Raw genomic sequence first — 6589 nt, 5'->3', positions numbered from 1 at the left:
ATCTCATACAGGGCAAATCATTGTCGAAAGTGTCATTAAGCTCATGCTACTATTGAGCTATATATACTTTATTTCTTTAACCCCACTTATTAAACGGGTATTTCAGTATCACGGTGCAGAGCATAAAGTAATTAATGCTTATGAGAATAATCTTCCTATGACTGTAGAAAACGTCCAAAAGCAAACCCGCCTCCATTATAGATGTGGTAGTAGCTTTATTATATTTACAGTCATTATTGGAATGTTTGTTTATTTCCTCGTTCCTACAGATCCACTTTGGGCACGAGTAATAAACCGAATTTTATTAATTCCAGTCGTTCTCGGCATTTCGTTTGAAGTACTACAATTTACGAATCGATTGCGAGACATTCCTGTATTACGCATACTTGGATATCCCGGATTATGGCTGCAACTATTAACAACGAAAGAACCAACAGATGATCAAGTGGAAGTAGCTATTGCATCGTTTGAAGAATTATTACGTTTAGAAAACAAACAATAATTATTTAAAAATGGTGTTCAACTCCTCTCCTCATCGTTAATATACTAATTTTAATATATGTTTTTAGGAGGTGTTCCTTATGAACGGTCGTTCGTTTACTTTCGCTATATTTGTGCTTATAATCGGATTAGCAATATTCGGCCTTGTTTCATCTGTAATTACAAATCCAATGGGTGTATTAAGAAATATCGGGTATATGTTACTTGTTGTCGGTATCTTTTACTTGCTATACAAGATGTTTACTAATTCCAGTGGTTCTGCAAATTCGCAAAGCTCATATAAGCGCGCTGCAAAACAATCGAACCGCAAACATGGGAAACAAAATGTAGCACCCCTAAGCAATTCATTCTTGAAACGAAATACTTCTGATGACAAGGGCAAAAAGGGTAATTCTCCATCGTTGAAACGAAAAAGAAAACAATCTCATTTAACTGTCATTGAAGGTAAAAAGAACAAAAAGAAAGACCGTGCTTCCTTTTAGGAAATACGGTCTTTCTTTATACTTTCAAGCACTTCTTTCAAAGTTTTATCTATCATACTTTCAATTCGAAGGTGATGATTTTCAAATGGTAAATTTCTTGTCACATCATTTGGAACAACGACGCATTTTAATCCTGCCGCAACCGCTGCTTTCAATCCATTTAATGAGTCTTCAAATACAACAGCTTCTGATGGTTCAATTCCTAATTCCTCTATTGCAATTCGATAAAGTGCTGGATCTGGTTTTACCTTCTCAACATCTTCTCTCGTTTTAATTACTTCAAAATAATCTCGAATCTGTAGATCTTCTAAAAAACGAACAACCCATTCTCTAGATGAACTAGAAGCTAATGCGATTTTCAATCCCATTACTTTCGCTTCTTCTAAATATTCTTTTACCCCATCACGCGCTTCTGGTATTTTCATTTTCTCTTTATGTAAAGTCGTCACCTTTTCTTTTAGTGCACGCTCGTTAAACTTTTCTTTTAATTGTTCCTTTAAATATGCATAAAGTACATTATCTGTCGTTCCAATACATTTCGCAAATTCCTCTAAAGGTAACTCTCCGCCGTACTCACGAACAGCATCTCTGAAAGAGTGAAACCATATTGTTTCTGTGTCCACAATTAATCCATCAAAATCAAAAATAATTGCTTTCATAATTCTCCCGTCCTTTTCGATTGAAATAAAAAAGGAAACGCCATCCGTTCCCCTTAATTACTTTTCTCTTCATTTGCTTTTTGAACACCACGAAGTGTTTCTACTCGAACCTCATCTTGTTCAAAATATTGTACTAAATCACCGATACGGTCAATTGCTTCCCAACTTAAATGATGTTCAATCCCTTCAACATCATTGTAAATCTTGCTTTCATCCAAACCAATAATACGCATAAACTGCTCTAGCAAGTCATGACGATATACGAGACGTTCTCCGATTTTTTTACCTTTTGATGTTAATACAAGCCCTCTATATTTTTCATAAATTAGATATTCATCTTTGTCTAATTTTTGCACCATTTTTGTTACAGAGGATGGATGTACACTAAGCGCTTCAGCAATATCAGATACGCGGGCATAACCCTTTTCATCAATCAACAAATAAATTTGTTCAATATAATCTTCCATACTAGGGGTAGGCATCGGTTTCCTCCATCCAATTTCATTTTGCTTATTCCGAACGAAGCAATCAATAAAATGATACACCAGAAAGAATAACGTGACAAGGTAGAAACGAGCCTAAATCTGCAAAAGAGAAAAGAACCCGCATTCAAATACAAGTTCCTTTCATGTGAAATATTGAATTTCTGCGTCAGGAAAAAAGTGACGAATATATCCTCGAATCGTTTCCTCCAATACTTCTGCATCATCTTTTTTATAGACGTATTTCCCAATACCGTATCGTCCCCATTTATATTTCCGCTTCTCTTCGTCCATTTCAAGTTTCGTATTCGGATAACGCGCTTGAATGACCTTTTTTGCCGGCTTCGTAAAGCGATGCTGAATTAATTCAAACGTTAAATTTGGTATCACCATATCTTTCAAGGCATTGTATAATCTCTCAAACAATTCACGATACCCCTCTTCCCATCCTTCATGCATATAAAGTGGCGCAACTATAAAGCCAAGTGGATAATTAGCCCCTGCCACTTTACGAGCAGCCTCAATTCTCTCTTCGAACGGCGATGTCCCCGGTTCAAAATTTTTAATCACATAACGTGAATTAATGCTAAATCGAAAACGCGTTTTCCCATTATGCTTTGCATCTAATAAATGATCAACGTGCGAATATTTCGTAACGAAACGTAAACGCCCATGCTCACTTTCTCCCATAAATTCGATCGTTCGCTTTAAAGCATGCGTTAAATGATCAATTCCAACGATATCTGATGTACACGCCGCTTCAAATCTTGTTATTTCTGGTGCCCTTTCATCCATATATTGCTGTGCCTTCTCAAATATTTCATCTAGATTCACATATACACGAACGTAAGGTTTACTACCAAGCGTCGTTTGCAAATAACAATAATGGCAATGTCCCATACACCCTGTTGCAAGCGGAATTGCATATTCAGCTGACGGCTTTGACGTATCAAACTTTAATGTCTTCCTCACCCCAACGACAAGCGTTGCCTTTGCATTGCGATACTTTTGCAAATCATTTTCACCTGGCAAATTTCTAATTTGATTATGGGATGTCGTTTCACGAATTTCTAATCCCATCTTCGTAAACTTCTCATACAGCTCTTTTCCAAGTGGATATTCGAGTGCCTTCGGTTCAAAGTAAACAAGTTTTGGCATAAACGGTTTCATATACTTCCCTCCTCTCGTTAGTATGGAGAACATGGAAAAATTAAAACGCATTAAAGTTTTCCACTTCAGTAACTTGCATTGCAAGTTACTGAATGTTATAATTTGGATAACAGCTACCTTGCAAGGCAAGTTACCTGAATAAAAGGTGGGGAAATCATGCACAGCCAAATGTTAAAAGGTGTACTCGAAGGTTGCATCCTATACATCATTTCGCAAGAAGAAGTGTATGGATATGAGCTGAGTACAAAATTAAATAAATACGGCTTTACATTTGTCAGCGAAGGAAGCATATATCCGTTATTGTTACGTATGCAAAAAGAGAGGCTAATTGAAGGAACATTAAAAGCTTCCTCACTCGGTCCAAAGCGAAAATATTATCATGTAACCGATAAAGGAATAGAACAGCTTGAAGAATTTAAACAAAGCTGGGGAATGGTTTCGACAACGGTGAACAACTTATTACAGGGAGAGTGATAGGGATGAATGCGCAAGACATGATTGAATTGAACAACAAAAAACGCGAACTTCTAACATTTGAAAACGAAGCTTCTTATGGCGATATGCTAGTATATCTTCGGTTATCTAACGTACCTGAACAACAAGTAGAAGAACTATTATTAGAAATATTAGATCATCTCATCGAAGCACAAAGAGAAAATAAAAATGCTTATGATATTTTCGGCAATGACTTACAATCTTATTGTGATGAACTCATATCGGCTTTACCAGCTCAAACAAAGTTAGAAAAAACTTCTTTAATCGGTTTTGTTATTAGCTTACTTCTTGCTATACAGTTTGGAATGGATGCACTTGTTTCGACTTTCATTTTAATCTTCAGGAAAAATATCGAACAATTAAGCCCAGCTTTTAGCATCCCTGGAACCACTTTGTTCGTTTCACTTATTATACTAGGCATACTTTTCATTTTATATTTATTAAAGCGCTATTCCTTTGATCAAAAGATGAATTGGAAAAGAAGGATTCTATTTGGATTTGCATTTGCTACTCCATTTTGTTCAGCTGTATTTTTAAATGTCTATTTTAAAAAACAACCTTATCTCATTTACCACCTAACCTTTTGGCAAAACGCCTTAATTGCTATCTTATTTTTCATTTTATATAAATTACTATACAAAAAATCAAATTTTTAACAGCCTTTCAAAAGGCTGTTTTTCTTCTGTCTAATTTTACAAATTGAAAAATTTCATAAAGAAAATAAGAAAAATGCAAAATAATTAAAGTTAATTGTTGACGTGATGCTTTTATTATCGGTATCATAAATCTTCGTGAGCAATTATTTTTCGTTATACGATTTTTTTATTATTACTGAATTTTTGAGAGGAGAAATTAGATGTCAGTTAAGAAGAAAACGCAAGTACGCACCGGCAAAATGGTACGTGAACTAATGTTAGCAGACGAAGATGTAAATGCTTCGCTAATTATGGTATACAGTGAAAACGGTGTAAACGCAGAAATTAAAATCGAGGGCTTAACGCCGAAATGTAACGAAGAATTATTTTTGAGCGGAAACGTGGATTGGAACAAGAGTGTTATTTATAAAATTGTTGATTTCACTGGAAACGCTGAAGTTGGTAAAGTTACATTATCAGCGATGAACAAAAACAATGTTTCTCTAGAAATAGAACGCGTTATGTGGAGTAAAGAAAATAAAGAGGCTGCTGGTCAAGAAGAAACACCGGTAGAAGCCACACCGAAAAAAGAAGTAGTTGTAGAAGCTCCAAAAGCAGTTACACCTGCTCCTAAACCTATTACGCGTGTAGAAACACCTGCTATGGCCCCTAAGCCTACTCCGGTACCGACGCCGAAGCCAGTAAGCGTAGAAGCAGCTGTAGAACTAACTACTCCAGCACCTGTGAAAAAAGTAGTCCCTACTTCAGTTACAAAGCAAGAGACAGTACCGGTTGCTCCAGCAAAACCGAAACAACCTGCTTTGACTGAAACAAATTCAAAACTACAAGAAAATTATGTGAAACTCGTGAAAAAGACAATTGAAGTTTGTCAAGATTACGAGCTTGGCATCGACATAGATGATTCTATTGAAGGCTTAAAAGAAGAACTACAAAGCCAAGGTATTAGCGTTACATTCGACAAAGAAATTATGGACGTTGTAAATCGCCTTCGTTCTTTACAAGATAAAGGAATCAAAGTAGAAAAAGTACTTAATTTACTATAAAAAAATAAGAGATGGCAATTGCCATCTCTTATTTTTTATAATTCCATTCCTTACTTTCATACTTTTCTTTTGCTAACGTTTGAACTTCATGTAACTGTTCTTCTGTTAATTCATATGGCACAAGCTCTATATCCAATCCTTTTTCAAACCCAACCTCGAACGCTTTAATTAACTGTTCGATCGTAAATGTACGGTCTGTCAATTTATTAATTGCTACCGCTTTAGAAGAAAACATACTTTTCATACGTTCTTTCACACGTTCATTTGGGAATAAAAATAGGTCGTATAGTTCGTCTAAATCTATTTCTAACGGAATCGATCCGTGCTGTAAAATAACACCTTTTTGACGTGTTTGAGCACTACCTGCGATTTTTCTTCCTTCAACTACAATTTCATACCAAGATGGCGCATCAAAACATACTCCTGAACGCGGATTTTTTAAATTCTCACGATCCGCCTCTGTTTTCGGAACTGCATAATACGCTTCTAATCCTAATGCCTTAAAACCGTCCAATAAGCCTTGCGAAATAATGCGGTATGCTTCCGTAACTGTTTTTGGCATATTTGGATGATCTTCAGACACAATAACACTGTACGTTAATTCTTTGTCATGTAGTACACCCCTGCCGCCTGTTTGACGACGAACGAACCCATATTTCTTTTCGTTAACTACATCCATATTTATATCTTTTTCAACACGCTGGAAATACCCGACTGTTAATGTTGGTACTTCCCATTCATAAAAACGAATTGTTGGTTGCATCTTCTTTTCACTTTGCCAATTTAATAAACATTCGTCTAACGCCATATTAAACGCTGGTGAACATTGACCAGAGTTAATATAACACCATTTTTCTTTTCCCATCCTACACCTCATATAACCAATTATTTTTCACATTCTCTAGTCTACCAAATTCGACAAAATTTGTGAAAGAATACGAAATTTCTCCTTATATACAAATGAATCTGTTGCATAAATACATATGGGCATTATAATATTGAAAGTAGGATAAGAAAAAAGGGAGCGATAGAACCGTGTCAACAACTTGGATTATTTTATTAGCCGTAATCGTAGCGTTCATCGGTTACACTGTATGGATG

At 35.7% G+C, this 6589-nt stretch carries 9 protein-coding genes; 5 read left to right on the top strand and 4 right to left on the bottom strand.

Going from position 1 to position 6589, the window contains the following annotated elements:
- Positions 1 to 502 (top strand): DUF1385 domain-containing protein (locus JDS92_RS29275; protein WP_199632990.1); only part of this gene is annotated, 502 nt, incomplete at its 5' end.
- A 79-nt stretch (positions 503 to 581) separates the two neighbouring features.
- The gene (locus JDS92_RS29270; RefSeq protein ID WP_001014465.1) at positions 582 to 983 is read left to right on the top strand and encodes an SA1362 family protein; all 402 of its coding nucleotides are present in this window, start codon (positions 582 to 584) and stop codon (positions 981 to 983) included.
- Here JDS92_RS29270 and JDS92_RS29265 read toward each other — a convergent pair.
- The 3 genes from JDS92_RS29265 to splB all read right to left on the bottom strand — a co-directional run bounded on the left by JDS92_RS29265 (position 980) and on the right by splB (position 3294).
- On the bottom strand, positions 980 to 1642 hold the full coding sequence (locus JDS92_RS29265) for an HAD family hydrolase (protein WP_141555926.1): 663 nt from the start codon (positions 1640 to 1642) through the stop codon (positions 980 to 982). The two genes, JDS92_RS29270 and JDS92_RS29265, sit on opposite strands and share 4 nt — an antisense overlap.
- A 53-nt stretch (positions 1643 to 1695) precedes the next feature.
- Positions 1696 to 2124, bottom strand: a complete 429-nt coding sequence (gene mntR / locus JDS92_RS29260; RefSeq protein WP_001143071.1) for a transcriptional regulator MntR — start codon at positions 2122 to 2124, stop codon at positions 1696 to 1698.
- Between the two features lie 144 nt (positions 2125 to 2268).
- A complete protein-coding gene (gene splB, locus JDS92_RS29255; protein WP_000802126.1) occupies positions 2269 to 3294 on the bottom strand; it encodes a spore photoproduct lyase in 1026 nt (341 codons plus the stop codon).
- A gap of 156 nt (positions 3295 to 3450) precedes the next feature.
- Here splB and JDS92_RS29250 point away from each other — a divergent pair, with 156 nt between their 5' ends.
- The 3 genes from JDS92_RS29250 to JDS92_RS29240 all read left to right on the top strand — a co-directional run bounded on the left by JDS92_RS29250 (position 3451) and on the right by JDS92_RS29240 (position 5488).
- Positions 3451 to 3768, top strand: coding sequence for a PadR family transcriptional regulator (locus JDS92_RS29250; protein ID WP_000556090.1), 318 nt, complete (start codon positions 3451 to 3453; stop codon positions 3766 to 3768).
- 5 nt (positions 3769 to 3773) lie between these two features.
- Positions 3774 to 4445: a DUF1129 family protein gene (locus JDS92_RS29245; RefSeq protein ID WP_000993577.1), complete on the top strand. Its 672-nt coding sequence runs from the start codon at positions 3774 to 3776 to the stop codon at positions 4443 to 4445.
- A 200-nt stretch (positions 4446 to 4645) separates the two neighbouring features.
- Positions 4646 to 5488 carry a hypothetical protein gene (locus JDS92_RS29240; RefSeq protein ID WP_000111890.1) on the top strand — a complete coding sequence of 281 codons (843 nt, stop codon included), beginning with the start codon at positions 4646 to 4648 and terminating at the stop codon, positions 5486 to 5488.
- A 28-nt stretch (positions 5489 to 5516) separates the two neighbouring features.
- Here JDS92_RS29240 and JDS92_RS29235 read toward each other — a convergent pair whose 3' ends face one another.
- Complete coding sequence (locus JDS92_RS29235; protein WP_000514088.1) at positions 5517 to 6353, bottom strand: lipoate--protein ligase family protein; 837 nt, start codon at positions 6351 to 6353, stop codon at positions 5517 to 5519.
- Positions 6354 to 6589: the final 236 nt, after the last annotated feature.

Source organism: Bacillus cereus group sp. N12, from assembly GCF_016483575.1.
Classification (GTDB): Bacteria; Bacillota; Bacilli; order Bacillales; family Bacillaceae_G; genus Bacillus_A; species Bacillus_A toyonensis.
Note: the sequence above shows the minus strand (reverse complement) of the source record. Positions and strands in the feature narration are given on the sequence as shown.